19 protein-coding genes and 3 pseudogenes are annotated in these 26,318 nt (G+C 56.8%); 17 read left to right on the top strand and 5 right to left on the bottom strand.

The features are described from left to right. Positions 1-3: 3 nt before the first annotated feature. Positions 4-1,254, bottom strand: a complete 1,251-nt coding sequence (locus B2U07_RS15725) for a hypothetical protein (RefSeq protein WP_296277318.1) — start codon at positions 1,252-1,254, stop codon at positions 4-6. Beyond that, positions 1,251-1,637 (bottom strand): hypothetical protein, encoded by a 387-nt coding sequence (locus tag B2U07_RS15720; protein WP_296277317.1) that lies wholly within the window; start codon positions 1,635-1,637, stop codon positions 1,251-1,253. The genes B2U07_RS15725 and B2U07_RS15720 overlap by 4 nt, the downstream gene beginning before the upstream one ends. Positions 1,638-1,860: 223 nt before the next feature. Between B2U07_RS15720 and B2U07_RS15715 the strand changes: the two genes are divergently transcribed. The 4 genes and pseudogenes from B2U07_RS15715 to B2U07_RS15700 form a co-directional block, all read left to right on the top strand. After that, positions 1,861-2,046 (top strand): hypothetical protein, encoded by a 186-nt coding sequence (locus tag B2U07_RS15715; protein WP_296277316.1) that lies wholly within the window; start codon positions 1,861-1,863, stop codon positions 2,044-2,046. Positions 2,047-2,177: 131 nt separating this feature from the next. After that, positions 2,178-2,786, top strand: a complete 609-nt coding sequence (locus tag B2U07_RS15710) for a hypothetical protein (protein WP_296277315.1) — start codon at positions 2,178-2,180, stop codon at positions 2,784-2,786. Positions 2,787-3,057: 271 nt separating this feature from the next. Beyond that, positions 3,058-3,429 (top strand): hypothetical protein, encoded by a 372-nt coding sequence (locus B2U07_RS15705; RefSeq protein WP_296277314.1) that lies wholly within the window; start codon positions 3,058-3,060, stop codon positions 3,427-3,429. Between the two features lie 602 nt (positions 3,430-4,031). Further along, a pseudogene (locus tag B2U07_RS15700) lies at positions 4,032-4,514 on the top strand (hypothetical protein); the annotation flags it as partial. Here B2U07_RS15700 and B2U07_RS15695 read toward each other — a convergent pair. Then, positions 4,399-6,459, bottom strand: coding sequence for a type I restriction endonuclease subunit R (locus B2U07_RS15695; protein ID WP_296277313.1), 2,061 nt, complete (start codon positions 6,457-6,459; stop codon positions 4,399-4,401). The pseudogene B2U07_RS15700 and the gene B2U07_RS15695 overlap by 116 nt on opposite strands. Before the next feature lie 187 nt (positions 6,460-6,646). Between B2U07_RS15695 and B2U07_RS15690 the strand changes: the two genes are divergently transcribed. The 4 genes from B2U07_RS15690 to B2U07_RS15675 all read left to right on the top strand — a co-directional run bounded on the left by B2U07_RS15690 (position 6,647) and on the right by B2U07_RS15675 (position 9,507). Beyond that, the gene (locus B2U07_RS15690; protein WP_296277312.1) at positions 6,647-7,237 is read left to right on the top strand and encodes a primase-helicase zinc-binding domain-containing protein; all 591 of its coding nucleotides are present in this window, start codon (positions 6,647-6,649) and stop codon (positions 7,235-7,237) included. A 22-nt stretch (positions 7,238-7,259) separates the two neighbouring features. Next, the gene (locus tag B2U07_RS15685) at positions 7,260-7,898 is read left to right on the top strand and encodes a hypothetical protein (protein WP_296277311.1); all 639 of its coding nucleotides are present in this window, start codon (positions 7,260-7,262) and stop codon (positions 7,896-7,898) included. 53 nt (positions 7,899-7,951) lie between these two features. After that, positions 7,952-8,182, top strand: coding sequence for a helix-turn-helix transcriptional regulator (locus tag B2U07_RS15680; protein ID WP_296277310.1), 231 nt, complete (start codon positions 7,952-7,954; stop codon positions 8,180-8,182). Positions 8,183-8,514: 332 nt separating this feature from the next. After that, positions 8,515-9,507 (top strand): inovirus-type Gp2 protein, encoded by a 993-nt coding sequence (locus B2U07_RS15675; protein ID WP_296277309.1) that lies wholly within the window; start codon positions 8,515-8,517, stop codon positions 9,505-9,507. On the opposite strand, the pseudogene B2U07_RS15670 reads toward B2U07_RS15675, so the two are convergent. Continuing rightward, positions 9,418-9,612, bottom strand: a pseudogene (locus B2U07_RS15670) (hypothetical protein); the annotation flags it as partial. The gene B2U07_RS15675 and the pseudogene B2U07_RS15670 sit on opposite strands and share 90 nt — an antisense overlap. A gap of 235 nt (positions 9,613-9,847) precedes the next feature. On the opposite strand from B2U07_RS15670, the gene B2U07_RS15665 reads away from it, so the two are divergent. From B2U07_RS15665 to B2U07_RS15625, 9 genes and pseudogenes are all read left to right on the top strand, one after another. Further along, positions 9,848-11,488, top strand: a complete 1,641-nt coding sequence (locus B2U07_RS15665; RefSeq protein ID WP_296277308.1) for a 3-(methylthio)propionyl-CoA ligase — start codon at positions 9,848-9,850, stop codon at positions 11,486-11,488. 183 nt (positions 11,489-11,671) lie between these two features. Next, the gene (locus B2U07_RS15660; protein ID WP_296277307.1) at positions 11,672-14,350 is read left to right on the top strand and encodes a LuxR C-terminal-related transcriptional regulator; all 2,679 of its coding nucleotides are present in this window, start codon (positions 11,672-11,674) and stop codon (positions 14,348-14,350) included. Positions 14,351-14,668: 318 nt separating this feature from the next. Next, positions 14,669-15,832, top strand: coding sequence for a thiolase C-terminal domain-containing protein (locus B2U07_RS15655; protein ID WP_296277306.1), 1,164 nt, complete (start codon positions 14,669-14,671; stop codon positions 15,830-15,832). Between the two features lie 76 nt (positions 15,833-15,908). After that, positions 15,909-17,747: pseudogene (locus B2U07_RS15650) on the top strand (DUF1302 domain-containing protein). A 32-nt stretch (positions 17,748-17,779) separates the two neighbouring features. Next, complete coding sequence (locus B2U07_RS15645; protein WP_296277305.1) at positions 17,780-19,141, top strand: DUF1329 domain-containing protein; 1,362 nt, start codon at positions 17,780-17,782, stop codon at positions 19,139-19,141. Between the two features lie 78 nt (positions 19,142-19,219). Beyond that, positions 19,220-20,302, top strand: coding sequence for a WD40/YVTN/BNR-like repeat-containing protein (locus tag B2U07_RS15640; protein WP_296277304.1), 1,083 nt, complete (start codon positions 19,220-19,222; stop codon positions 20,300-20,302). Between the two features lie 25 nt (positions 20,303-20,327). Next, positions 20,328-22,757 (top strand): efflux RND transporter permease subunit, encoded by a 2,430-nt coding sequence (locus B2U07_RS15635; RefSeq protein WP_296277303.1) that lies wholly within the window; start codon positions 20,328-20,330, stop codon positions 22,755-22,757. Positions 22,758-23,091: 334 nt separating this feature from the next. Continuing rightward, on the top strand, positions 23,092-23,316 hold the full coding sequence (locus tag B2U07_RS15630) for a hypothetical protein (protein WP_296277302.1): 225 nt from the start codon (positions 23,092-23,094) through the stop codon (positions 23,314-23,316). Between the two features lie 433 nt (positions 23,317-23,749). After that, a complete protein-coding gene (locus B2U07_RS15625) occupies positions 23,750-25,024 on the top strand; it encodes an anaerobic sulfatase maturase (RefSeq protein WP_296277301.1) in 1,275 nt (424 codons plus the stop codon). Positions 25,025-25,309: 285 nt separating this feature from the next. On the opposite strand, the gene B2U07_RS15620 is transcribed toward B2U07_RS15625, so the two are convergent. After that, the gene (locus tag B2U07_RS15620; protein ID WP_296277300.1) at positions 25,310-26,242 is read right to left on the bottom strand and encodes an alpha/beta hydrolase; all 933 of its coding nucleotides are present in this window, start codon (positions 26,240-26,242) and stop codon (positions 25,310-25,312) included. Positions 26,243-26,318: the final 76 nt, after the last annotated feature.

Below are 26,318 nucleotides of genomic sequence, written 5' to 3'. Positions count from 1 at the left end.
GTCTTACTCAGACAACTTAGCGCCCTTCTTTGGTTTAAAACACGGAATACCACGTTGTTGTCGGGCTCGCCTTACCCAGCCGAGCGACACATCGTATTTCGATGCAACTTCGAAGTCGGTCATCTTCCCCAGGGATTCAACTACTCCTGGTATTGAATAGAGATAAAAAGGGGGGATACCCCGCTTGTTTCGTTCTTTTCTGACCCAAATGTGAGGGCGGCCAAATTTTTCAGCAACATCCTCATCCTTCATTTTTCCAAGACTGTCAATTAGCTCCTGAGGAATGAATACTTTGCTACGGGCTGGAGGAATTTTGAGCCAGGCACGGTAATGCCGAATGTGTTCGTATGGTGCGCCAGTCTCTTCACTAAGCAGCCGGTCGTTCATAGTGCCCAGAAGCTCAATGACTCCATCTGGCAGGGTATAGGTTGGCTTAGTTCGGCTGCGCCGCGATAACTTTCGCTCGGCTTTGGGCTGCGGCACCTGCTTAGGCGCTTTAACAGCTGCCACGTCAGGCTCTGGCTGGAATGCCTGGATTCCCTCCTTTAGACGCAAATGCCGATAGCGCGAGGTTAGCCCTCCATAAAGGCGTGCCAACTCCGCGTCTGGCATTGTGCCCAGTAGAGGAATCACTTCTTGCAAATACTTGGCCTGCCAAGCCGCCCCCACAGAAACTGAGTGATTATGCTTCGAGGGGATGGACAAGATTCTTCGTCTCTTCGCGACAAAGTTACTACTGCAGCGAAATTTAAAGGCAACTTCCTCATCACTTAATTCACCTAGTGAAGACAGAAATTCTTCATTTGAAGCCAATAGGTTTGTATGGTTTCCCGCTGGTATACTCAGTCTCCTGCGCACGTTCTGTACAAAGCTTAGTGCGAATCCTAATTTAGATGCGATATCACTATCAGGCATCGTACCCAAGGCGTCTATTAACTCTTGGGTAGGCTCCTGTACAAAAGCCGGGAGACCAAGAATTGTTCGAGTTCTTAGCACTGTTCCACCGGGACAGTTGAATTTGATATCAAGACTTGTGTCAGGTGCTTTGCCAACGAGACTCATGAACTCTGGGTTATTCAGGAGACCTTGGGTGTAGGTGGTTCTGGGAATGTTTTTCGTCTTACGTGCCAATTTGACGATCTTAACGCTTACCTCGAACTCTGCCGCCAGAACAGTGTCTGGTTTGGTGCCAAGGCTGGCTATCAGTTTTGGACTCAGGTTCTGCACAATCGCGTCTAAAGCGTCAGAATTCATAGCCCCTTACCACACGAATTTTGTTGAGAAACGCCGGCCTGAGCAATGCCGGCAGCGATGTAGGGCACCGGCACAGCCCCGCCCAGGTCGTATTCGGCGAGAACCTCGGCCCGTACGGACTTGCCAGCCGTAAACGCCTGCTTAACGTCCCGCTTGTGGTTCTCCAGCTGCATCCGCTTCATGGACAGGCGTTCCTGCTCAGCAAGGGCAATCCCCTGCAAGCTGACATGCCCCGTCTGCTGCGCCAGCGGCTTGCGGTCGCGATCAAGGAAAGCGCTGTACTCAGCCAACGTCATTTGCCAAGGCAGATAACCGCGCTTTTCAGCCCAAGCCGCCCAAAGCTTAACGTCAAAATTACCGGACTCGTTCAGATAGCTATCCACAAAGCATTCCCTACCAGGTTTGTAGGCCTGGATGATTACCCGGACTTGCAAATATGCAAGCAGGCGCTTAACAGGGCAATAAGGCCCACAAAAAGAGCCATAATTTAACCCCATAAACACGTCTAAATACAGCTTTTCGAGGTTGCAGTTTGAGGAAGTGCGAGATACTAGAAGTATAGAAATTACGGGGCCTGAAGGCCATTTACTACAGAGGAAACACACCATGTTTAATCTATTCGCAAGCATCTTTTTCGACGCCCTTGGCAATATGTGCAGCACTGAAAACCCTGGCGCTCCACTGGTGTATAACGCTATGCCGACCGACGACATTTATTCGTCTTTTTCTGATCCGAACAGCGCCTGCATGATCGATGACTCTTACAGCATGTCCTCTTTCAGCGACTTCTGATCCATGGTCACCACCGGTGGCCGTGGTCTGTTTATCCCCCGAAAATGGGCCGAACTGGGCCTTGCATCCTGATAGGTCGTGACAGACTCACCTGACTCGTATTGATTACTTGAACAGGTGGCCGTGCTCACATGACCAGCACCCCTGAAACACCCCCTCTCACCGTAGAAGATGCATTGCACCTTCTGACAGAGCACATCAACGGCCCCCGCATGGCCGTAGCGCCTCTTTCGCTCGCTGTACGCGTGTTTCGCCCTGGATCTATAGGCGGCACCCCTGTCTCGCGCATCGTGAGCATGCAGGCCGGTTTCGACTGGGACTCCCGCTTGATGCTGCTGACCCCCGAGCACCCACTGACAACCCTTTCAAGCGATGACGTTGCGGCAATCCGCACCAGCGCCAGCAAAGGCCAGTCGTGGCACGCCTATCAGGCGTACAAAAAAAACGCCGAAAAAATCAAAAAACTGGAATTGAAGGTGGTCGCCCTTACCGGCGAACGTGCGCACCTGCTCGATGCAGTATCGCTTCGCTGGACAGCAGGCCCAGCTGAAGGCTCACAAGAACTGCGCATTGGATCAAACCTGGCCGGCGGCATTCGTGGCTGTCCAGATGGAACGTTTGAGGCCAAGTGCACGCTCCATGGCTCAACTCTGGAAATGACCGGACTGCCCTCGGCTGAGATGGCCAGGGCAAAACTAGAAAACATCGCTGGCCAGTGGCTGAAGCAACTTCTCGCCTAACAGGAACGCCCTATGAAAACTGATGAACAACGCGCAATCGCCTGGCTGCTTTCCGAGGACACGGGCACATCGAGTACTTCCATCTTGGCTCACATGCTTGGTGAGCACTATGAAGACGTTGATGCACCGCACGACCCGAGCGACCTGGGGCGCTGTGTGCGCCTGCTGGCGCTGTTTCCTGCCTGGGTGCCGCGTATGGGCGAGATGGCCAAGTACGGTCCAGCCTGGGCAGGCCTGGTCGAGGACTGGCAGAAGATTGTTGACCTGTACCATGCTGAAAGCGCCCAGCATTCTGAAAGCCGCCAACCGTCACTACATCCATCGGCATCGACGTGCGAACACCGCACAAGGCTCCACCCTTTATTTCAACAACTACGATCGGAGCATCTGCATCAATGCCCATCAGCGCTCCCGCCATCTGTTGATGGAAGTCGAGCGGAGTCGGGATGTTGTTGAGCTGTGCGATCAGGGCCTCCACATCCTCTTCGGAAGCAGAAGTTACTTCGCCGCCGGCGGTGGCAAGGTCATGGACCTCATCAGACCGTTCAGTCGGCTCGCACATACCCTGCTCTTTCCAGTAGCTAAGAGCTGCCACGAGACACTGCTTCGTTTCATCGTTCCCAACATAGACCAGCCCAGCTAAGGCTGACATGTCCTGAGGCTTTGCACCTGCGGAGATGAGTGATTTACAACCAAAGGCTGCAAGCTCAGCAGACAGGTCTGCTTGGCGAGCATCATGGATGCCCACAGCCCCAAGCGTTCTTCAATCATCTCTTCCTTTGGGGGAAGACAAAACTGAACATTCGGGAACTCGGCAGCCAATTTTTCGACGGCCTTGAGCAGAAAGGAATGTGCAGAAGCCTCGGTGTCGTAGGAGGCAAGCTCCTCTTCGTAGCGGGGACTATCAGGGTCAATGTTATTGACTTCTGAATGCTGCGTGGCGTATTCGCGCTCGAAAAGGACCCCGTACTGGCCATCCTTACGAACGATAAATGTCGACTCCTCCCACATCTGATTTTGCAGGCTCTCAAACAGCTGAGGGTTGTCGATCAACGGTTTCAAAGGTTTTTTGTCGGCTCTGTAATCGTTGATTTCACCCCAGCGGCAGGTGAGGTTTTGCGAGATTAGCCAAGAACCGACCGAGCCATCAGGCAAGGTCACGGCAATCACCTGGTCAGGAACCGAGGCATCGCCAAAAACACCGTCAGTCTCCCGATCGAAACCAGTAGAGGCAGTGGTAGTAGCGAGCCGCTGCGCATCAACATCTCGCGCCTGCGCAAGACCTTCGCCAACCGCATCTTCGAGCTGACCGATGGCGATGTGGCAACCACCGCTGCAGCCCTCGGTAATACCCCTCAGGTGACCGGCCAAAGCTACTTGGCACCCGACGAGAATTCCCGTCGCAATTGGCAGTTCATGGGAGAGGTACTGGTGCAGGAGTTGCTGACTCGGACCATCGGTGCGACCTACTGGGACACCCCCATGGGCCGCTGCACCGACCCGGTGAACGGCCAGTACGCCCCGAAGCGCGAGGGCGCGACTTGCATGAACTTCATGAACTGCCTGCACTGCAAGCACTACGCGGTGACCGCAGAGGATTTATACAAGCTGTTCAGTTTCTTCTTCCGCGTTCTGGCAGAGCGCTCGCGCATGGACAAGCGGCGCTGGGCACGGGAGTACGCCCACATTCCCCGCTTGATCGACCACTACATCGTTGCCGAGGGGCTGAGCATTTCAGGTTGTAGAGTTCAGGTGTATAGGCACGAGGCAGACCGAGGTCCAGAGTGTCTTCGATGGCTAACTTTAATTGTGAACGTGCTGTGGACTTCTGTCGCCAGTTGATGACGAGCAACTCCTTGAGGCGGGCCAGCAGTTCGCGGGCGGCTTTTTTGACCGCAGTACGCTCTTCCGGGCTGAGGTTTGGGGCAGGACGAGTGAGGATGTCGAAGATGACCAGTTCTTCCTCAGTCACGTTCTCGCGGACATGCCGCTCCTGCTCCTGATTCAAGTTGTTACTTAGGTCTAGCAGCTCCTGATAAAGCTCTTCAATACTGCGACTGCCAGCGTTGTAGCTCTCAATCAGCGCTTCAAATTTCTCGGCAAAGTCGGCACGAGTTCGATTCAGCTGAATCATTTTTTCAAGCTTGGCGCGAATCGCCGCCTTGAGTTGCTCAAGGTCGGTGTTCTTGTGCTTGGCTTCTTTGAAGCGCTTGGCCAATGCTTCGAAGTTTATCTTTGATAGATCCAGCGCTGGTGGCCCTTCCTCGCGGATGGCATGCCCGGTGATGGAGTCATCCAGCAAACTGTTGATGTTATTAATTACCAGCGAAATGTCAGGCGGATTCGGGCTCAGACTGGTGCGGATACAATCAGCCAGCGTCGATATGCAGGCAACACGACTGGCAAACTCCAGCGCAGACGGATCAGGTTTGACTGCCTGGTACAGCGTGCTGACCAGCCTTTCATGCGCAAAGAAGTCACGGCGCAATGAATCAGGCGAGATCAGTTCGTTCATTGCGTCAGCGATGCACTGCAAGCGCTCCAAGCCACCAACGGGTGTAGCCTCGATCTCATCCAATATCACACCATGAGCGGCGCAGAATGTGGTCGCTTCAGCCACAGTCTTACGCAAGTCTTCAACCAGCTGCTGCTTGTCTTTGACCGGCTTCTTGCCATTTTTGCCCGCGCCGTAGATGGCCAACGCCTTTTCCAGGGAGGCGAATACGTTGGCGTAATCAACGATGACGCCGCTGTGCTTACCAGGGAAAACACGGTTAGCTCGCGCAATGGTCTGCATCAACGAATGGTTACGCATCGGCTTATCGAGGTAGATCGTCGAGCAGCTTGGTGCGTCGAAGCCGGTCAGCCACATGGCACAAACGAAGGCGATGCGCAGCGGGTCTTCGGTGTCCTTGAACTTCTCATCCAAGCCCGGATTCGACTCGTACATTCGTTTGCGATGCGGTTCGATATCCAGCCCTAAGCTCTGCATTTGCTGAATTTCATTTTGCCCTGGTGAAACAATCAGGGCCATGTCTGTGGTGATCAGTACCTCTAAGCGTTGTTTCAGTTCGGCTGCGCGTAAATCGCGTCTTGCCTGATCCGAGGTCATTCCACCGCTATGTGCTTGGTATGCGAGTTCACCCAGCTCTTTCTGCACCTGTGCGCTTTCAGCAGCCCAGTGCTGCTTGACCTTGTCGTACATGCGCAGCGCAGTGGCTTTATCGATGCACACCACCATGGCCTTACCGACGAAGCCACGGCCCAGGAAGTGCCGCACGATGTCGGCCGCCACAGTGTCCAGCCGATCATCACGGGTGATCAGATGATATTGCCGGCCCAGCTCGCGCTCCAGCTTGGCTTCTTGGTCTGGGTCGAGTTCGGCATCTTCGATCAGTTGATAGATGTCCTCGTTCAAGTCCGGATTAATAAGCTGCAATTCTGGCGTGCGGTTCTCGTAGAACAGCGGCACGGTGGCGCCGTCTTCGATGGACTGCTGAAAATCATAGATAGAAACGTAGTCGCCGAAGATTTCTTTGGTGCGCTCTTCGCCGGCAATCAGCGGCGTACCGGTAAAGGCCAGGAACATCGCCTTGGGCAATGCCGCACGCATATTCAGCGCCAGCGTGTCGTATTGGCTGCGATGCGCCTCGTCGGTGAGTACGATATTCAACAGGCTCGATCTGATTTCAACAAACAACGGCGTGTAACGCTAAAGGCTGCATAACCCCTGGGGGGACTCTCTCCCCCTGCGGGTGAGGTCCCTTCAGTTTCCTACTCCGGCTTCGGGGCTTCCTCAAGCCCCTATCTCGGGGGTTTTAGGAAGCCCCGAAGCTGGGGTTTTTGACTGGAGGATTACCATGAAGAACTTTGACGCTAGCGTTGTAAAAAAAGCTGCTTTTGGACAATGGGACTCGGTTCTTTCGAGGCTGGCCCCAGAAATTCCTGAAGGCGCATTCACAAAGCTCGGTCGTCACGTTGCGTGCCCCGTTCACAGCGGTGGTACAAAAGGTGATGGCTTCAAGCTGTTCAAAAAAGACTTCCTCGAAACTGGGGGAGGGATGTGCAACACCTGCGGTTCATTCCATGACGGCTTCAAGCTGCTCATGTGGCTGAAAGGCTGGGACTTCCCAACCACGGTTGAAGAGGTAGCCGGTCAACTTGGACTTACCAACTCCAGTGACCAGGTTAAACAGCGTGCTGTTAATAAGGAACGCGAGGCTGAAATCGAAGCCATACGGGCAGGTCGTCTAGCCGATCAACGGAAGGATGATGAGCGCATCAGGCTGCGATTGAAGAAGATTTGGACTGAGTCGTTGCTTTTGACTCATCCGGTCGCCGAGCCTGCGCGGTTGTGTGCCAGGTGTGACGAGTTCAATTTTCCGTGCCAGGAGGGTCAACAGTACGTATTTCCTCAACCTAAATCATCCGGGCTTTGGTGTGACGGGTGACTGTGCCGTTATGGTACACGTGGTGAGTGAAAGCAAAGCTGAAACCGACGCTGTAGATGTACTGTGGCGGGATATTTTGGCGGCTCGCACCGTTTCACCGGTGAGCCCGTCAGAGACCCCCATTGAAGTTATTCACTTGCTAGCCAATGAGCGGCGTTCAGTCATCGATGTATTGCGGCTCATCATCTATCAATGCGCCTCCGAGTTGCTCTCGCGTCACTGGGTTGATCTTGCGCGTGAGGGGCCAGTCCATTACGAATGGTTGTCCGAGCGGATTGAGGCTGTCTTGCAGTGTTCGAGTGACCCCAATCTCGGAGATGTCAGTGCTGATCTGGAGTGGAGAGCTGTTATCAGCCATTTTTGTAATTTGGTTGTAAGAGTCGCGTCGGTATACAGGGCAAGGTTTGAAGTGGCGAACGGGGTTGGTTTCAGCTCTGCTGGGTTTAGTATCTTGCCGGTGTCGTATGATGAGAGAGAAAGATGTATTGCGATGCTTTTGCATCCGCGGCCTAAAGAACTGTCCGCATGCACGGTTCTTCGGGACGGTGGGCGCGATGGCGTTGCCCCTAAAAGCTGGGGGTCAGAAGCCGAGATGCCGTTGAGCTACCGATTCCAGTTTGGATTGGTGACGCCACCTGCGAAGCGCTTGTTGAGAGGTTAGGTAATTTTAAATCGCCCCTGCACATCCTCTGAGCCATACAGAGGAGCCTGCTCATGCGAATCATCCGCCTGAAAGAAGTCATCGATTCGACTGGTCTTGCCCGGTCGACTATCTACAAATACATCTCGGAAGGCACCTTCCCGAAACCGGTGTCCCTTGGCGACCGCTGCGTCGGCTGGGTCGATAGCGAGGTGCACGATTGGATCCTGGCCAGGATTGAAGAACGCGACCAGACCGAGGGAACAGCGGTGCGCGCCACCGGCCACCTAAGCATGGCCAGCTAGAGCTGATCAAAGCGCCATGACCAGCTAAGGTTGGTCATGGCGTTTATGCCGCTGCCGAGGGCGCAGCACTCTCAGCTAACTCTCCCAGGATGCAATGCTGAAAAATTCTCGCCAGGCCAGGCAATGTTGTTCCCGATTGTCCTGTCTCGCCGGGATGGTCGGCAATGGGCGGCGCTGCATCTATTGATATAGCTATTACCTATCTGTTCTAGCCATTCAATAGTAGTCAGCACTATCCATACCCAGCATTGACTACCAGCAGAGGAAAAGGAGAACGGTCAAAAAATACACATCACGTACTTGGTATGAGTTCAACCAACCAGGTACCCACCATGAGCAATCGTAAGACCTACACCCACCTTTCACAATCCGACATAGCCCTGCAGATTGAGTCACTCGTCCAAGCCATCGAGAAGTCCGAGACACCAGCATTCCGAATCACGCAAAGCCGCTCAGGCTACGAGCGTATCGAAACGACCAGGCTCTCGTGCTACTTCACGCACATCAAGCAGATGGTCGACCTGTTCGATGATCGAGTGCAGTACAGCTACAGCGAGCACCTGCAAGCGTTCAGGGAGGCCTGTCATGACATCGGCCTTGAGCGTCACCCTGGTGGTCCGCTCTGTCTGAACGAAGGGGGCACTGCCTACCTGGATCATCATCGCAGCATGAACGTCTTGGTCGCCCGGATCCGTCAACTGACTCGTGAACGGTGTTACCGACGTAGGGCTGGGGATCGTCGTGATCTGGCTGAGCTGCAGGAGATCCGTGTCTGCGAGTATGCTCAAGCCTTATGCGAGCTTTACTCGCGCATTACCATCGTCAGGGTCGACTTCCATTACCGTTCTGAGGCGCAGGCCAGGTTACGTGTCGAGCATGTGTTCGATGATCTGAAACGGTTGATTGCCGAGCATGAGGACAACCCAACCTTCGAGCATCTCATCGGCCACATCTATGCGGTCGAACAGGGTGATCGGAATGATGGCGGTGGCTACCACGCCCATGCCGCCTACTTCTTCAATGGCAACGAGGTGCGTGGAGATGTCTACAAGGCCATCCAGCTAGGTGAGTTGTGGGAGGACATTACGCATGGCCAGGGCTACATGCACAGCTGCAATCACGATAAGGAGCAATACGGTGGCGGGTGTGGTGTTGGCCGTATCCTGCGAAGCGATCGAGCGATTCGGCGTCATGTCCACAAGGTAGTGAAGTATCTCGTCAAAGATGCTCAGCATCTACGCTTGAGGCCGGAGGGAGCCCGGTGCCTGCGAAAGGGGCACCTGAAGCCTCTCCGTCGAGGGTGGCGGCGTCCAGGCGCTTCTTAGCGACGCCTCATCCAGCGCATAGGCGATGCGTACATAGCCGAAAGCTCTGCCCGGTACCACCGCCACATTGGCTTCATCCAGCAGGGCGTGGGCGACATTTTCATCGGGAGATACCTTGCCCAGTAAACAAGTGCACCATCGTCAGTAGTAAGTCGTTCTACCTGCACTGCTGCCCCCCTCACTCCCCGTGAATGGCTATTAAGCAAACCTAGCAGGCAATCAGACACCCCTCGTATTGGGGGGTAAAAGGACAGGTGCAAGCTCCTATGCTGCCTGTTCGACATAAGTGGCTCGTTTCATCTGGGCGCACGCCAACAAAATCTGAATGGAGCACAAAGCCATGCTGGGCTTAATGCAAGATCAACCACTGCTTATCTCGTCCGTCCTCGAGCATGCACTCACAGCGCACCCAAAGAGTGAGATTGCCTCGCGCACGGTCGAGGGACCGATGCATCACTGTACATACGCCGATATAGGCCAGCGCGCGAAACAGTTAGCGAATGCCCTGACCGAGCTGGGAGTACAACCTGGCGAGCGGATCGGTACCCTGGCCTGGAATGGCTACCGCCATATGGAGATGTATTTCGGTGTGTCGGGAATGGGGGCAGTACTGCATACCATCAACCCGCGCCTTTTCCCCGAGCAGATCGAGTTCATCGCCAACCACGCCGAAGACCAGTACCTGTTCTTCGATCTGTCGTTCGCCTCTTTAGTTGAGCAGCTCGCGCCGCAGATGAAGACCGTTAAGGCGTTTATCGCCCTTACGGATCGTAGCCACATGCCAGCAATTAAGGTGCCTAACCTGCTCTGCTATGAGGACTTCATCGGGGGACAAAGTAACGAATTTGAGTGGCCGATCCTTGATGAACGAGCGGCTTCGTCGATGTGCTACACCTCAGGCACCACAGGTAACCCAAAGGGTGTGCTGTATTCACACCGATCGACGATCCTGCACTCTCTAGCGATGTGCTCGCGTGATGGCGTTGGACTGTCGGTGGCGGATTCGGCTTTGTTAGTGGTGCCTATGTTTCACGTCAACGCCTGGGGTATGCCCTATGCGGGAGCGATGTGCGGGGCCAAGTTGGTGCTGCCAGGACCCGCGCTGGATGGCGAGAGTCTCTACGAGCTGATGCGTACCGAAGAGGTAACCCTGGCCCTGGGCGTGCCTACGGTATGGATGATGTTGCAGCAGCATGTCGAAACCAGGGGGCTAAACCCTGCAAACGATCTATGCCTGAATCGGGTGGTGATCGGCGGCGCCGCAGCGCCACGGGCTCAGGTCGAAACATTTGAAACCCGTTTTGGTGCAAGTGTTCTTCACGCCTGGGGCATGACGGAGATGTCCCCGCTTGGCACAGTCTGCAACCTGCTGCCTAAACACAGTGATGCCACTTTGGACGAAGTGCTCAACTTGCAGGCCAAGCAGGGACGTGCGCTGTTTGGCGTATCAATGAAAATCGTCGATGAGGAGGGGGCAGAGCAGGTCCGCGACGGCAAGGCCTCCGGCCACTTACTGGTCAAGGGGCCCTGGATTGCCAGCCAGTACTACCGAGGTGAAGGTGGGTGCATCCTCGATGACGCCGGTTGGTTCGATACCGGTGACATCGCTACCATCGACCCTGACGGTTACATGCAGATCACCGACCGGGCCAAGGATGTTATCAAGTCAGGTGGTGAGTGGATTTCCTCGATCGATCTGGAAAACGCCGCAGCAGGTCATCCCTCAGTTGCGGAGGCGGCTGTAATTGGCATTCCACATGCGAAGTGGCAGGAGCGGCCACTGTTGGTTGTGGTGCTGAAACCCGGCAAGGCTGCTAATAAAGAAGAGTTGTTGGACTTCCTTGAAACCCGCGTGGCGAAGTGGTGGCTGCCGGATGATGTGGCCTATGTCGAGGAGTTGCCGCATACGGCGACGGGCAAACTGCAAAAAATGAAGTTGCGCGAGCAATTTAGGGACTATCGTTTAGCCGAGGAAAGATGAGCTAGGCTCGGGGTGGCTGACGGGTCTGCGGCGCGCCACTCCGAGTAGTGCTACAAAATGCCTGACACTGCCAATGCATAACACTCACTCTGTACATATCTAAGAACAATAAATGAGAAGGAATTGATGCCTGTACATCGGTACTCTGTCTCTTCCACGCAGTGCACTGGACTGTAGAGAGGCATGACCAACGTGGATCGCATAGAGCCTGAGCTGGTCCTTAAGACCACTCCACCCCGAAGCCAGAAAACGGCTCAATCGCGGGAACGATTCAGTATTGAGGCCCCCGAGCTTGCGGACAAGGTGGCGATCGCTGTCCATGCTCCGGCGGGGTTCGGCAAGACCTTCTTATTGGCCCAATGGCGCCGGGAGTTCCTTTCACGCGGGGCGGTGGTTGCCTGGCTAATGCTTGATGGTCATGACGATGGCATCCGCTTTGCTCAAGGCCTGGCCGCGGCCATGGCGATAGGCAGTGGCAGGCAGTCTTTCGCCGGTGCGTTTGAACGTATGCCTGGCCATGGCCGCGACGAGCTGGAGGGGCTTACCGATTGGCTGGCCGAAGTGGCCGATCTCGGCAGTGAAACTGTGCTGATTCTCGATGAGGTCGATGCATTGCCCGAGGCGACCATTCGTCATTCCCTGACCTATCTATTGCACAACGCCCCTGCCAACTTACGCATCATTATGGCTTCGCGTGGTCGTTTGAACCTACATGTAGCTGACTTAGTTGCACGCGGTCTCTACGTCACAATAATGGCCGATGCATTACGTTTTCGCATTGAGGAGGCTGTGGAGATTCTCAGCAGCCGCTTTGGCGCACGTATCGACCCGGACCTTTGCGTACGACTGCACGAACTCACCGAGGGTTGGCCTCTAGGATTGCAGCTGGCGATTGCCGCTATTGAGAAGAGCGCTAACCTGGTTAAGGCTATCGAAGATCTATCGGCCTGTTCGGGTGATATCCAGCGCTATTTCGTTGACAGCTTGGTTGCCCGTTTACCTGTTGAACAGGTCGACTTCCTCACATGCATTGCCTTGCTGGACATGGTTCATCCCTCGCTTTGTGTTGCACTGACCTGTAACGAACGGGCACACGAACTACTGCATGGGCTTTGCGTCTCGACGCCGATCTTCGTCGAGGGTATCGACAGCGACTGGGTGCGTATCCACCCCTTGGCGAGGGAGTTTCTTCTCGGGCGCTTTTCCAACTTACCCCTCGCGCAGCGGCAGACATTCCATGAACGGGCCGCGAGCTGGCTCGAAGAACACTCGTTCTTCGAGGAGGCTGCACGTCAGTACCTGCTGGCGGGGCATACCGCGCAGGCCTACGAGATGATCGAGCAATGCTTGTACGAGATCATGCTGCGCGGGCAGTTTGGCCGAGTGTTGGGGTGGGTCGAAGAACTTCCCCCCGAGGAAGTGGAGCCCCGTCCGCGAATGTGCCTGGCTGCCGCTTGGGCGCTGGCTATGAGCGAGCGGAATGTGGAAGCGGCCAAGTTGCTCGTCAGCATCCAGAACGACCCGACAGCGGATGAGGTCATTCGCTGCGAAGCGGCGACGATAGCCGCTGCTGCGGCCTACTTTGCCGATCGTCCAGACGAGTCGCTGGCGATCATCGCCCCCTGGGCTGATGCGCCGCCTTCCGGCTCGATCAAGCTGCAAGCGATTCTCGCCAATGCGGTCGCCCGGCTGACGTTGTTTCAGGGGCAACCAGAAAAGGCCCGACGTATTTTTCAGCGCGCACCGCACTATGTCTGGAGCCCAGGGCTTGATGCAATCCGTGGATTCGGTGAGTGGGTCGTCGGAATGACCTATCTGAACGAGGGTCGTATGCTGCCAGCCGAGGCCACTCTGCGAGACAGCTTGCTGCGTGCCGAGCAGGACATTGGTCGGCGCAGTTCGGTGGCGGTGGGACTGGCCTGTGGGCTGGCCACTGCGCTTCTTGAGCGTGGTGAGATTCAGGAGGCTTCGACAGTCCTCGCCAACCGCCTGGATATCGTCGAGCGGTTGGCCGCGCCGGATGCGATCGTGATGGGGTTCCTAACGGCGGTACGTCTGGCTGTGCTGCAGGGGCAAACCCATCGTGGCTACGACTTATTGGAGGCACTGCTCGCTTTGGGCGAAGAGCGCGGCATTGCACGCTTTAGCATGGTGTCCCTGGGTGAGCAGATTCGTATGCATGCCTTGCATGGGCGGGTTGACACCTGCTTGGCATTGTGGCGACGGCTGGATGAGCTGATGCCGGATTTCGCGCGCGAACAACGCGGTTTGTTGGGGCCAGAACTATTTATGGTGGCTGGATTGGCAAGTGCTTATATCGCCCTTGTGCAGCGTGACTGGCAGGCCTTGTTGAACGTACTGATCACCGTTAATGAGACGGCAGAGCGCCTACGCCGGGGGCGAGAGATTGTTCAGGTAAAATTGCTTAAGGCACTGGCGCTGAAGGAGTTGGGGAGCGACGGATTATCTTGCCTGCTCGAAGCAACCAGCCTCGCTGATGAATACGGCCTACAGCGGATTGTGGAGGACACCCATCCCGATTTGCTCAAGTGGCTGCAGAAGGTCCGCCGTGAAAACGTAGAGCTGGTTGCACCAGCTCCGGTTCAGTCTGCACCGATTTTACGTCCGGAACCCCTGATGTCGAGCGTTTCGCCCAGTCGGTTGTTGACGCCAAAGGAGCGTGAGGTGCTGCAGTTGCTTGCACGTAATCTGTCGAACAAGCAGATAGCGCTGGCACTAAATGTCGGCGAAGAAACCGTGAAGTGGCATCTGAAGAATTTGTTCGGAAAATTTCAGGCCGGTACTCGCAAGCATGTAGTGGATCGCGCCTACATGTTGGGCATCCTTGAGCCTGCCGGCTAAACCTCCCGTTGCTTAGGTACCACTCGGTCGCCTCGCGATACCTTTCAAGCCGTGTGTAGTCAAAATGCTTGCTGCGTGCAAAACCCATTGGGCAGCGCCTTCATAGTAAGCGTGCCTTCTGCTCTTCACGCGGCAGAACCAGCGCCGCCCCCATCCCGTCTCCTCAAATTGCCCCCCCCCATACGCTGGGGGGGTGTGCCTGTCGGCGAAGCCATAGTCTGAGTCCAAGGTAAGTTTCTGTCCCTGATCGGATTACCCGGTTGGTAGCGATGCTCTATGGACTGATCGGCCGAGTGCTGATTATCGAGGAATAGGCTAATGCCTGAAAGAGTGCTGATTGCGGGGGTGGGTATGGCCCCGTTCGTCCCGCTTAGCGCCCGTGTTAGCACGGCCGAGCTTGCCGGGCAGGCTATTCGCTTGGCGCTTGAAGACGCGCGTATTGACTATGACCTTATCGACCAGGTGTTCACTTCCTGTGTACACGGTGCAGCCGGTAGCGGCGAGCAGGTGCTGGCTCAAGTAGGTGTTGCCGGAATTCCCATATTCAATATCAGCGACGGCTGCGCGTCAGCCAGCATCGCGTTACAGCTGGCCCGCACCAGCGTGCTTGCGGGTGAGGCCGAGTGTGTGCTGGTTCTCGGCTATGAGTGTATGCCGGCGGGCATTTCCAATCGTGCGTTTTTCGGCCTCGACGAATACCCGAGCGAGGAGTGGGACAGCCTGGCGCAGCGCCGTGATCCCTTGACGGTGCTGTCCCGCCGCCAGCATCCGGCGGCGCTGTTCGCCGCGCAGACCAGTTGGCTACTGAGCCGCTTGGGTATTTCCGAAAGCAGCTTTGAACGAGTGCTCAGCCAGGCCCACTCGCAGGCCAAATTCAACCCTAACGCAGTATTGAATCGCTCTTCCGAGCGTGATGGCTGGTTAGCGCCATACCTGTGCCCGCCGGCCTGTGGTGCTGCAGCAGTACTGCTCTGCTCGCGTGAGTTTGTGAATCGCTATGGGGCTCGTGGTGGTGTATCGATTCTCGCCAGTGTGCGCAGCAGCGATAGCCTCTCGGAGCTGGAGTCGAACAATGTGCTGGATGTACTCGGGCGTGCCACCACTTGCAGGGTTGCTCGACAGGCTTATGAGCAGGCGGGAGTTGGTGCGGACGAGATTGAGGTGGCTGAGCTGCACGACCAGAGCGTGGGAGATCTCATGGTCTACAGCGCCGCTTTGGGTTTTTGTCGTGAAGATGCGATCGATGCGTTCGTACGTCAGGAACGCAGCCTACTTGGGCGTCCCCTGGCGGTCTGCCCTTCAGGTGGTTTGCTGGGTCGCGGGCATGCTCCTGGCGCGACAGCTCTGGCACAGATCGCCGAATTAGTTTGGCAACTGCGTGGCGAGGCAGCTGCGCGGCAAGTACCCGGGGCGCGAACGGCGCTTCAGCACAGCGCGGCACTTGGCCGCTCAGTATCGGTAACCATTCTGCAGCGCATCTGATGATGGGAGACGCAGGCGTAGCGATGAGTGAAATAAACATCCTTTGGTGTAACTACAGAGAAGGTGAGTAAGCGCAATGAATAACAACAATAAGATATGTCATCTCAGCCTCCGACGAGGAGTGTTAGCAACTGCGATACTGGCCGGCATGGGACTGCCTCCCGCACATGCCTTTGAGTTCGATACAGGTCATGAAGACCTGTCAATCCGTTTCGACAATACCCTCAAGTTGAACTATGCACAGCGGGTGGAAAGTGCCAACTCTAAGTTGGCCGAGTCTTGGAACAACAACGACGGAAATCGCAATTTTTCCTCGGGTAGCGCGGTTTCGCAGCGTGTCGATGTGTTGTCCGAGCTGGACGTGGTGTTCAAGCAGTAGATGGGTTTTCGGGTCAGTGCCAACACTTGGTATGACCATGCCTATGACAATGTCGGCAGTCATAACCCGGCAACCAATCAGATCAACGACGGCCAAGCGGACTCTCGTCATATCAGCGGTTACGCGGATCGCTACTACAACGGTCCGTCCTCCGAGATCCTTGATGCCTTTGTTTTTGGCAGCATGGAGATCGGCGAGGAGTCGCTGCTCGGTGCCAAACTCGGCAGTCACACTCAGTACTGGGGTGAGAGCATTCTGGCCTTCGCCCACGGCAACAGTTATGGCCAGTCGGGCCTGGATATCTCCAAGGCTCTTGCCATTCCGGGGACAGAAGCAAAAGAGTTGTTTATCCCGCGTAACCAACTGTCCACCAGCCTGACCGTCAACTCGGAACTGACCCTGGGGGCGCAGTACTTCTTCGACTGGGATGCCTCGCGCTTGCCGGAATCGGGAACCTATCTGGGGTTCAACGATGGCATCCAGAGCGGTGGACATAATCTGTCGCTGATAGGAGGGCTCAATCCATTCTTTGGCGCCCCTGGGCCACACGGTGTTCACCAATACCTGCGTCTGTCCAATGGCAAGACCTTTACGCCGGACGACAGCGGTGACTTCGGGTTGATGGCCAAGTGGAGCCCTGCCTGGCTGGACGGTACCCTGGGTTTCTATTACCGCAATACCTCCGACATTCTGCCGAATCTGGCCTTGTCGCCAACTGCTGTCGGCATGCCCCAACTGATCTCCGGCAACATCGGCAGCTACAACCAATTCTACGTTGACGACATCGATATCTACGGCATTAGTCTGTCTAAGAGCATCGCGGGTGTCAGCGTTGGGTTTGACCTGAATTACCGTGAAAACATGCCTCTGGCCAGCGTGCCTGCCACCGTCAGCCCAGCTGCTGCCGCGGCAGGGTTACCCGGCTTTGTCGGCAGTTTCGATGGTGACGACGGTGTGGCTCGTGGCAACACCGTGCACGCGGTACTCAACGGTCTAGTCACCTTTGGCGATACGCCGATCTGGGATGCCTCTTCGCTGCTAGTCGAGTTGGGCTACAGCCGCTGGCTGGACGTCACCGAGAACGAACAGTTGTTCAAGGGCGAGAGCTGGTATCGCGGCGTCGACAAGGTCAGCAAAGACAACTTTATCCTCGGCGTAAATTTCAACCCGACTTGGTACCAGGTATTTCCCGGCGTCGATATGTACATGCCGGTCAGCTACAACGTCGGGCTGAATGGCCATTCGGCTGTGCAGTTGGGTGGCAATGAGGATTCGGGCAGCTACTCGGTGGGTGTCGGTGTTGATGTGCGTAGCCAATATCGCTTCGACCTGAAGTATGTCGACAACTTCGGTCCGTTTGATACCTGCGAGAACGCAGGCACGGTGCCTGCCGGCGGTATTCAGGGTGATGGCGCCGCTCCCGGTGCCAACGGCATGTACCAATGCACGCCCGGTCAGACGACAGCCTTTGCGGGTACACCGTCTCAACTAAAAGATCGTGGCATGGTCACCCTGACCTTCAAGACATCGTTCTGATCGCCGAATTGCCTGATTGCAGGAGAGAGCACATGAAACTAGTTAAATCCTTACTGGCCACTACCCTGGCAGTAGTCATAGGTGGTGCCGCCCAGGCCGCCGTATCCCCGCAAGAAGCCGCTAAGCTCGGCACCAGCCTGACTCTGATTGGTGCAGAAAAAAGCGGCAACGCCGATGGCAGTATCCCTGAGTACACCGGTGGCTTGACCACGCCTCCGGACACCTACGAGAAGGGCAGTTCATTCCGTCCTGACCCTTTTGCAGGCGAGACGCCACGTTTGGTGATCAGTGGCAAAAATGCCACAGAACACCAAGACAAACTGACTGTGGCAACCCAAGAGCTGCTCAAGCGTTTCCCCAGTTACCGGATCGATGTGTATCCGACGCATCGCACGGTGGCCCTGCCGCAGCGCATTCTCGATAACACGGTGAAAAACGCCGTGAATGCGATGTCGGTCGAAGGTGGAGTGGCCATGGAGAATGCCCTGGCTGGCGTACCGTTTCCCATTCCGCAAACCGGCAATGAAGTGATGTGGAACCACCTGTTGCGCTACCAGGGCCACGCTCTCAACTCCAAGTACGATTCATGGAACGTCGACTCATCTGGGCACGCCTCGCTGGCCACCACCGGCAATGCGTTCCTTGAGTACCCTCTATATGACCCTGCTCGCACCGAGCCGGCCAAAGCGAACGATGTCTACTTCAAAACCAAGCTCTACTATCAGGGACCGGCGCGGCGCGCCGGTGAGGCAATTCTGCTCGTCGATGCAGTCAATCCGCTGAAACAACCACGCCGTGGCTGGCAGTACTTGCCCGGGCAGCGTCGGGTCAAGCTGGCACCGGATATCGCCTACGACACGCCGAACCCTGGCTCGGCGGGTGCGTCCACTTACGACGATGCGTGGGTATTCAACGGGGCCCTGGACCGTTTCGACTTCAAGCTGGTCGGCAAGAAGGAAATGTACGTCCCGTACAACACCTACAAGCTGAATTACCACAAAAAAGCGGCCGACATCACCACGCCTAACCACGTCAACCCTGATTTGGTGCGCTGGGAGTTACACCGTGTGTGGGTGGTGGAAGCCACGCTGAAGCCTGGCAAGCGCCATATCTACGCTAAGCGCACATTCTATGTCGACGAGGACAGCTGGATCGCCCTGGCGGCCGAGTCCTATGACGCCCGTGGCCAGCTGTTCCGTGGCTCCTTCGCGCATATGGCCTACAGCTATGACGTGCAGGCACCGAACTCGGATAACCATATGTTCTATGACTTCGTTTCGGGTTCTTACAACATCACCGGCATGTACGGACCATACGGCGGGATCAAGTACATCGAACCGCTCTCGAAAGCCAAGTGGTCGGCCGAGTCGCTGGCTGGTACAGGTATCCGCTGAATCGAACCCCTACAGGTTTTTGCCGTCTGGTGGCGTGCTCGCACGCTGCCCGGCGGTTTTTTACCCCGAGAAACAGCCATGCATATATTCAAATGGGTACTGTTCGCGGCGCTAGTAGCTGCGCTGGCAATGCCATTTACACGGGCCGTGGTTGCTGCGGATTTTGCCGAAGTACTGGACACCCCAGCGATGCAGAGCCCGCTGGCCGTCCAGGGCATCCTCACTGGTTTGGCTCAGGCAGGTGAGCGTCTGGTCACTGTCGGTCAGCGCGGGCACATCCTCTATTCAGATGATGCTGGCAAACAGTGGCGGCAGGCTCAGGTACCGGTCAGTTCGGACCTGGTCGCCGTGCATTTCCCGACACCGAAGCTGGGCTGGGCGGTCGGCCATGATGGTGTAGTGCTCCACAGTCGCGACGCCGGCGAAACCTGGAACCGCCAGCTCGATGGCCGCCATGTAGGGGCAGTCATGTTGCAGCACTACCAAAAGCTGCTGGCCATCCGGCCGGATGACTCGACATTTGCCGCGCTGGTGGAGGAATCGCAGCGCATGAGCGAGCAGGGTGCCGATAAGCCGTTTCTGGATGTCTGGTTTGAGAGTGAGCGGGTTGGCTACATCGTCGGTGCATTCAACCTGATCTTTCGCACTGATGACGGTGGCCGTAACTGGACGCCTTTGCTCGAGCAGTTGGATAACCCAGGCATGTTGCATCTGTATGCGATCCGCCCTATCGGTGCGGAGCTGTATATCGTCGGTGAACAAGGGCTGGTACTTAAGTTGGACCAAATCAGCCAGCGCTTTACTGCTGTCCCTACGCCCTACAACGGCACCTATTTTGGCATTACCGGAAAAGACGGAGTGGTGCTGGTCTTTGGCCTACGCGGCAACGTTTATCGCAGTACCGATGCGGGGCAGAACTGGAGCAAGGTCGAGATTGCTGTGCCGCTGAGCGTCACAGCGGGCACCGTGACCCGCGACGGCTGGATCGTCCTGCTCTCACAAGCCGGCCATGTACTTGTGAGCCGGGATGATGGCGCCACCTTCCACCTGAGTCAGCGGCCCCAACTGTCACCCGTTTCCGCTGTGGTTATGACTGGACAAGGACATGAGTCGCTGGTCCTGGCCGGTGTGCGCGGCGTACGCGTGCTACCGGTTGAATAAGCATTAAAAAGAGAGACAACACCTCATGGCGAACTACAAGCTCGATTCGATGCCCGTGATACGCGAGCTGAAGGACTTCGATCCGCGCTCCGGCAATCTGCTGGAACGGCTGATTTTCAATAATCGACGGCTGGTGATCTTGGCCTGCCTGCTCGCCACTGTCGTGTTGGGCTATGTTGCCTCAGCCCGGCTGGAGCTGAATGCCAGTTTCGAAAAGATGATCCCGCACGAGCAACCCTTCATCAAAAATTACTTGGAGAACCGCCATTCGTTGCGCGGGCTGGGTAACTCGGTGCGGGTGGTGGTGGAAAATACTGAAGGCGATATCTTCGATCCGGAATATCTGGAGCTGCTCAAGCAAGTCAATGATGAGCTGTTCCTCACCCCCGGAGTGGATCGCGCCTGGATGAAGTCGCTGTGGATGCCGGCGGTACGTTGGACTGAAGTAACCGAGGAGGGCTTTCGCGGCGGTCCGGTGATGCCGGATTCCTATGACGGTTCAAGCAAAGGCGCGGAGCAGTTGCGACAAAATATTGCCCGCTCTGGCATCGTCGGCAGCCTGGTTGGTAATAACTTCAAATCGTCGATGATCTTCGTGCCACTGCTCGACAAAGACCCGGTCAGCGGTCAATCCATCGATTACCACGCGTTCTCGCGTCTGCTCGAAGAGAAGCTGCGCAACCGCTTCGAGTATGCCGGCGACGCGCGTATGCATTCGGCGGATCAAGAAGGCTCGGGCAAGATCAAGATCCGAGTGATCGGTTTCGCTAAGCTCGTGGGCGACCTGATCGATGGCCTAGTGCAGGTAATGATGTATTTCGGCGTGGCTGCGCTGATCGCTACCGCCATCATCTACGCCTATACCCGGTGCCTGCGCAGCACCTCGTTGGTGGTGGCCTGTTCGGTGGTTGCGGTGGTCTGGCAGCTCGGCCTGGTAGCCCTATTCGGGTACGCCCTCGATCCGTTTTCCATTCTCGTGCCCTTCTTGGTATTCGCCATCGGGGTTTCCCATGGCGCGCAGAAGATGAATGGCATCATGCAGGACGTGGGGCGTGGTACCCATAAGCTGGTGGCCGCGCGATATACCTTCCGTCGCTTGTTTCTCGCCGGTCTTACCGCGTTGGTGGCCGATGCCGTGGGCTTTGCGGTGTTGATGCTGATCGACATTCCGGTGATCCAGGACTTGGCGATCACCGCCAGCATAGGCGTGGCTGTGTTGATCTTCACCAACTTGGTGTTGCTGCCGGTCCTGCTGTCTTACACCAGTGTCAGCCAAGCAGCGGCGCAGCGCAGTCTGAACGAGGGTAATCAGGGGGGAAAAGGCCTGGGAGCGCTCTGGGATCTGCTGGATCGTTTTACCGAGCGGCGCTGGGCGACCATTGCCGTGGTGGTGGCGGGACTGATGGCCGGTGGGGGCCTGATGGTCAGCACCCAGTTGAAAATCGGTGACCTCGACCCAGGTGCCCCGGAACTGCGCTCCGACTCACGCTATAACCGCGATAATGCCTACATCACTGCCAACTACGCGCTCTCCAGCGACCTATTTGCGGTGATGGTGAAAACTCCAGTGGAAGGTTGCCTGACGTACGAGACTCTGATTGAGGCGGATCGGCTGGGTTGGTTATTGCAACAGCAGCCTGGCGTACAGACCACGGTATCGCTGGTCGATGCCGTGCGGCAGATCACTGCCGGCTCCTATGAGGGTAATCCGAAATGGATGACTGTCGCCCGTAACCAGGAAGTGCTGAACTACGGCGCTCAACAAGCCTCGGTGAACAATCCGGAATTATTCAACAACGAGTGCTCGATGATGCCGGTGGTGGCCTACTTAACGGACCACAAAGCCGAAACGCTCGAACGTGTGGTCGAGGTCGCCGAGCAGTTTGCCCATGAGCACAGCAACGAGGAACGCCAGTTCCTGCTCGCGGCCGGCAGTTCCGGCATAGAGGCGGCGACCAACATCGTCGTGCGTGAGGCCAACCGGACCATGCTGCTCTACGTCTATGGCGCAGTGATCCTGCTGTGCTTTATCACTTTCCGCAGCTGGCGTGCGGTGGTGGTTGCCGTGGTGCCGTTGATGCTCACCTCAATCCTCTGCGAGGCCCTGATGGTCTGGCTGGGTATGGGCGTGAAGGTCGCCACCTTGCCGGTGATCGCGCTCGGCGTGGGTATCGGGGTGGACTATGCGCTTTACCTGCTCAGCGTGCAGCTGGCACAGCAGCGTGCTGGCGTGCCGTTGAAGGACGCGTATAAGAATGCGGTGGCTTTCACCGGCAAGGTGGTGGCTCTGGTCGGCGTGACTCTGGCTGCCGGAGTGATCACCTGGGCCTGGTCGCCGATCAAGTTTCAGGCCGACATGGGTATCCTGCTGACGTTTATGTTCATCTGGAACATGGTCGGTGCGCTGGTGCTGATTCCCGCTCTCTCGCACTTTCTGCTGCAGAAAGTCCGCTGATAAAAATCTGCTGGAGCCTGGCACCGCGGTGCCAGGCTAGGCTTCGTTTATCGGTCCAGGAAAGTCGTTCATTAGTGTGCCGCGCCTGCGCTGCCTGGCCGGGATTGCCAGCCTGAGGCACGACATGATCATTCCTGAGCAGGATGCTTTGCCGGACCAGCAGCGCGCCCTCGGCACCGTGCGGGTGTTGGCTTACGTCCGCAAGGCGCGTTAGCCAGTTGGTATGGACAAGGCTTTCATGGTTTGTATAAAGCGCTCCTCTACGGAGCGGGGCATCGCTATCCAGGATCACCTCTCTGTACTCGATGTGTAGGGCGATACCAGTGCCAAGACCATGCCGCAAATCATCAACATGCTGCTCGGCCGTGAGCGAATTGCCTTAGGTACCGAATATGCGCTTTTAGAGGCGCTGGAGAGCGGGGGCTTCGAGGCGCGTCTCGACGTGCTGCCTGCGCCTTTATTGCCAAGCACCGGAAGACCGATCTCGACAGCAGATTCTGGTGCTGCGAGGGATCAGCGCAAAGAGGCGAAACCCACTGCAGGTCTGAAGCACGCGTAATGGTTCGCCTGACATTCGTTGGCCGCTAGACGCTGCGATTCCACCCGGGCGTCGTTGAGCAGCTTGACGGCTGTAATCATCAATACGGCTAGAGACAGCATTATTATTGTTTTCATCTGGCTACCTACTTTCGAGCAATTGTCATCGGCGCAAACCTTGGCTGAACGCTTACCCGTCTCAGGCGAGGGTGAGTCAGTATCTTTGAAACGCTCCACTGACAGCTGTCGCCTCGAGCTGTACTGCAACGCCTGCAAGGCTTCGATGTTCCGTTGCTTATGGACTAGCCGACAGTTGCCTAGCGTCTTCTCGGTCAGCTTACGTACTTTGCACTTTCTCTATCCCCCCATTGTCTGGGGGGGTACGGGAGCGCTGTCGGTCGTAGAGTCGAAACCTGGCGTAACGAGCTAGACCAACAGCCATCCGGGAGACCCTATTGAGCGAACTCACCCCCCACATGCAGGGCCTACACCTGATGGCCAAGCCGGTCGGTCCGATCTGCAACCTCGATTGCAGTTACTGCTTCTATCTGGAGAAGGAACAGCTGTATCCGCCGCGCGAGCGCTTTCGCATGCCGGACGAGGTGTTGCGAGCTTACGTGCAGCGTTATATCGCCACGCAGCCGACGCCTGAGGTCGAGTTTGTTTGGCAGGGCGGTGAGCCGATGCTGGTGGGCCTCGAATTCTTTCGTGAGGCTACTGCCTATCAACGCGAGTTCGCTAACGGTAAGAAAATCCGCAATACCCTGCAGACCAATGGCACATTGATCGATGAAGCCTGGGCAGCGTTTCTGCACGATGAGGACTTTACGGTTGGCCTCAGCCTAGATGGGCCGCGGCACGTCCACGACCTCTACCGGCTCGACAAGCGCGGGCGTTCGAGCTTTGACGACACGCTGCGCGGCCTGCGTTTGTTGCTCGAACAAGGTGTGAAGGTCAATGTGCTGGTCACCGTGGCTCATGATGTCGCCAGTCACGCACTGGAGATCTACCATTTTCTTAAGAGCGAGGGTGTGCGCTTTATTCAGTTCAATCCGGTGGTCGAGCGACTGCCTGAAGGGGCGGATGTGGACACCGGCCTGCATTTTTCCACACCACCGGAACTGGCCAGGAATAGCCTGATCACCAGCGTTGGCGGACCAAGGCTCAGTGGACAGAGCGTCGGGCAGGAGGCCTACGGGCGCTTCCTGACCGCGATCTTCGACGAGTGGGTGCGCGAGGATGTCGGCAGCGTCCATGTGATGAATTTCGAGTGGGCGCTAGCCGCCTGGTGCCAGCTGCCGGCGAGCGTCTGTCTGTTCGCGCCGCGCTGCGGCAAAGCGTTGATCGTCGAGCACAGTGGCGAGGTGTTCTCCTGCGACCACTTCATGTACCCGCAGTACCGGCTGGGCAACATTCTCCAAGACGATCCGTTGGCCCTGGTCGAGTCACCGGCCCAACAGGCATTTGGCGCCGCCAAGGAAGTAACTCTGCCGGATTACTGCAAAGCCTGTCCCTACCTGTTCGCCTGTCACGGCGAATGCCCGAAGAACCGCTTTACCGCCACGCCCGATGGCGAGCCGGGACTGAACTACCTATGTCCCAGCTACAAACATTACTTCGGCCATATCACTCAGTACATGAACGCCATGGCGCAACTGGTCAGCCGTGGGTTGCCGGCATCGCACATCATGCAGGCGTTCAAGGGGCCGCTGATCATCCGTGGTGATTGAGGTTCAGAGTGTCTCTTTGGGCAACGCGCTGAGTTGGCGCGTCCGATCAGCTGCGTCGCCCCCGCAGCGCACGGTATCAGTCGCTCCGGTGCGAAAGTGCTTCGCCATCCGCTCAATCCACTGGCTATTGCGCAAGTTCTCGGCTGACGGCCATGCCCTGCTGGCCGCCGCCGAAACCTCCTGGATGCTATCGTCGAGCCTGGTACGGCTCAACAGAAGCGCTCGCTAAAGGGGCACCGACAGTCGTAGATAGCGCAAAGAGCGTTGGCCAAAGTGCTGTCAAACTCAGCTATCCAGCTGTTGCAGAAAACGTGCAACCCTAGCCAAGGCCAGATCGGCCACATCGAGCATGCCGGCATGGATCTGGAATACATGCCAGCACCCCGGATAACGCTCCAGTACGACCGGCACTCCAGCAGCTGTGGCTTGCTTGGCGAAGCGCAGGCTGTCGTTCAACAGCAACTCATCCTCGCCCACCTGAATCAGCAATGGTGGGAGCCCTGTCAAGTCGGCATAAAGCGGCGATAGCCCGGGGTCGCGTCGATCCATGCCTTTCGGGAGAAACAACTCACCGGCTTGATGCATCCAGGCGGGATGAATCACGGGGTCACCGGCTGGTGGATTGTGCAGCTGAGTGCCGGTCGCATCCGTCCAGGGTGAGAAGCACACCAGTGCGGCTGGCATTGGTAGCCCCTGCTGTTTTATTTGCAGTGCGGTGAGCAGTGTCAGGTTGCCACCCGCCGAGTCGCCGCCGATCACGATCTGTTTAGCCGCGTAGCCTTGCGCGAGCAACGCACGATAAGCCGCCATTGCATCCTCCAGCGCCTCCGGATAAGGGTGCTCGGGTGCCAGCCGGTAGGCCAGCGCACACACCGGCATGGCGCAGTGCTTAGCCAGATGGCTGGTGATGCTGCGATGGGTCACCGGTGCGCCGATGAGGTAGGCACCGCCATGCAGGTAGAGCAGCACACGGCCATTATCCTGAGGCGGGCGGTGCCACTCGCAGGCTCTGCCCGCCAAGGTGCTGCTGCACCGCTTGATGCCACGTGGCGTTGCAGCCGTGGCGGTGAGGCAGCGGATAATCCCGCGCTGCCCGACAATCGGCATTGGCGGGCGCACCAAGCCGCGGAACAGCAGGCGCATGCTGTTGCGCAAGATGCCCGCCAGCAGGCGCTGGCTCAGACTTGGACGGTCTGGCAGTTCAACGAGTACAGTCATAGTGTTTCAGCTCCAACGTGCGTGCGTTGCCGATAATGCGAAAGCCGCCCCAGTCAGCCTGGGGCGGTCGTTGTCG

This window comes from Pseudomonas sp. UBA7530 (assembly GCF_002479365.1).
Classification (GTDB): domain Bacteria; phylum Pseudomonadota; class Gammaproteobacteria; order Pseudomonadales; family Pseudomonadaceae; genus Aquipseudomonas.
This window is presented reverse-complemented; position numbering and strand designations above follow the sequence as displayed.

Bases quoted from the DNA above. Each gene is read 5' to 3' on its own strand.
- B2U07_RS15725 (WP_296277318.1), bottom strand. From the start codon at position 1,254: ATGAATTCTGACGCTTTAGACGCGATTGTGCAGAACCTGAGTCCAAAA.
- B2U07_RS15715 (WP_296277316.1), top strand. From the start codon at position 1,861: ATGTTTAATCTATTCGCAAGCATCTTTTTCGACGCCCTTGGCAATATG.
- B2U07_RS15710 (WP_296277315.1), top strand. From the start codon at position 2,178: ATGACCAGCACCCCTGAAACACCCCCTCTCACCGTAGAAGATGCATTG.
- B2U07_RS15705 (WP_296277314.1), top strand. From the start codon at position 3,058: ATGCTGAAAGCGCCCAGCATTCTGAAAGCCGCCAACCGTCACTACATC.
- B2U07_RS15690 (WP_296277312.1), top strand. From the start codon at position 6,647: ATGAAGAACTTTGACGCTAGCGTTGTAAAAAAAGCTGCTTTTGGACAA.
- B2U07_RS15680 (WP_296277310.1), top strand. From the start codon at position 7,952: ATGCGAATCATCCGCCTGAAAGAAGTCATCGATTCGACTGGTCTTGCC.
- B2U07_RS15675 (WP_296277309.1), top strand. From the start codon at position 8,515: ATGAGCAATCGTAAGACCTACACCCACCTTTCACAATCCGACATAGCC.
- B2U07_RS15665 (WP_296277308.1), top strand. From the start codon at position 9,848: ATGCTGGGCTTAATGCAAGATCAACCACTGCTTATCTCGTCCGTCCTC.
- B2U07_RS15660 (WP_296277307.1), top strand. From the start codon at position 11,672: ATGACCAACGTGGATCGCATAGAGCCTGAGCTGGTCCTTAAGACCACT.
- B2U07_RS15655 (WP_296277306.1), top strand. From the start codon at position 14,669: ATGCCTGAAAGAGTGCTGATTGCGGGGGTGGGTATGGCCCCGTTCGTC.
- B2U07_RS15645 (WP_296277305.1), top strand. From the start codon at position 17,780: ATGAAACTAGTTAAATCCTTACTGGCCACTACCCTGGCAGTAGTCATA.
- B2U07_RS15640 (WP_296277304.1), top strand. From the start codon at position 19,220: ATGCATATATTCAAATGGGTACTGTTCGCGGCGCTAGTAGCTGCGCTG.
- B2U07_RS15635 (WP_296277303.1), top strand. From the start codon at position 20,328: ATGGCGAACTACAAGCTCGATTCGATGCCCGTGATACGCGAGCTGAAG.
- B2U07_RS15630 (WP_296277302.1), top strand. From the start codon at position 23,092: ATGCCGCAAATCATCAACATGCTGCTCGGCCGTGAGCGAATTGCCTTA.
- B2U07_RS15620 (WP_296277300.1), bottom strand. From the start codon at position 26,242: ATGACTGTACTCGTTGAACTGCCAGACCGTCCAAGTCTGAGCCAGCGC.